The sequence below is a fragment of the Mesorhizobium sp. M7A.F.Ca.CA.001.10.2.1 genome (genome assembly GCF_003998575.1).
Classification (GTDB): domain Bacteria; phylum Pseudomonadota; class Alphaproteobacteria; order Rhizobiales; family Rhizobiaceae; genus Mesorhizobium.
Map to the genome: position 1 here is coordinate 1 of NZ_RZQY01001002.1, position 1,463 is coordinate 1,463.

General features: G+C 63.0%; 1 protein-coding gene and 1 pseudogene. Both read right to left on the reverse strand.

Translation table 11 applies throughout. The features are described from left to right. Window positions 1-174 (reverse strand): annotated as a pseudogene (locus tag EN964_RS34430) (anthranilate phosphoribosyltransferase); the annotation flags it as partial. Next, a partial coding sequence (locus EN964_RS34435; protein WP_127277431.1) for a peptidyl-prolyl cis-trans isomerase occupies window positions 171-1,463 on the reverse strand: 1,293 nt, incomplete at its 5' end. The gene EN964_RS34435 and the pseudogene EN964_RS34430, both read right to left, overlap by 4 nt.

The window sequence follows — 1,463 nt, forward strand, 5'->3', positions numbered from 1 at the left end:
GCCTGAAATCTCGCTCACCGTCTCGCCGCGCACACGCAGCGCCATCAGGAAACCGCCGATCTGGCCGGGGGTCGCGTCACCCGACATGATGATGTCGAAGGCCTCGCGCGCTTCCTCGAAGGAAAGCGCGCTACCGGTCGCGATCTTGGCGATATGGGTTTTCAGCGCGCTCATCTTGTCGAGGCTTGGGCGACGGCGGCCTGGTCGATGCGAACGTCGTACTGCGTCTGCAACTGCGCCACCAACTGGTCGAGCAGGTCATCCGACATGCCGGAGGTGAAGGATTTCTGCGCGTCGTCCGGCACCGAACTGGCATCGGCTCCGGCGGGCTCGAACACTTCGGCGACCTTGTACAGGATCTGCCCGTCTCCGGTGGGTGAGGGGACCAAGCCGGTGCCGCCTTCGCCGACACCGAACATCGCTGCCGCACCCTCCTTACCGAAGTCGACATCGTCAGCCTCACGCTTGACACCGCGCTTGGTCTGCTTTTCGAGCTTCAGTTCGCTGGCGATGACATCGAGCGTTGCGCCGGCCTTGAGCCGCTTTTCCAGTTCGTCAGCCTTGGCGGCCAGCCGCTTGCTTATTTCCGCCGCCGTCCAGTCGGCGACGACTTTCTGACGAACCTCATCCAGCGTGCGGTCGCGAGCCGGCGTGACGGACGCCACCTCATAGAAGACGAAGCCGTTGTCGGCTGTGGTCAAGGCATCGTTTTCCGTGTTGGGTTCGGCGTCGAAGACGGCTTTGATCAGCTCCGGCGATTGCGGCAGGTCCTTGACGATGCTTGCATCTGGCCGCAGTCCACTGCGATCGATGGCGTCGATGGTGACGACCTTAAGCTTCAGCTTGGCCGCGGCCTCCGCCAGCGAACTGCCGGCGGCGCGGGTGTCATCGTAATTGTCGCGCACGTCCAGTAGGATGCGACTTGCCTCGCCCAGCGCCAGATCCTTGCGGATCTGATCGGACACCTCGGCCAGTGGCTTCACCACCTCGGGCTTGATCTCGGTGACGCGCAGCAGCACCGGACCGAAGGCGCCTTGCACGACCTGACTGACTTCATTGGCGTTGAGCGAAAAGGCCGCGTCGGCGACCGCCTTGTCGGCGATCTTGTCCTTGGCAAGCGTGCCGAGCAACGTATCGGCCGGCGTCTTGCCTTCGGCCGTGACAAGCTTGTCGAAAGTGGCGCCGGCCTTGAGCGAATCGAGTGCGGCCTTGGCCGCATCCGGCGTCTTGAACACGAGCTGCTCGACGGTGCGCAGTTCCGGCGTGGTGTAACGCGCCTTGTTCTTGTTGTAGTCGTCGCTGACCTGGCTGTCGGTGACGGCGGTCGTATCCATGATGTCAACGGGTTCGAGGCGGACATAGGAAAATTTGCGGTATTCGGGTGCCGCATATGTCTTCTTGTTGGCTTCGAAATAGGCCGAGAGCACGCTATCGGACGGCGCCGCGATCGGCTCGACCAGTGC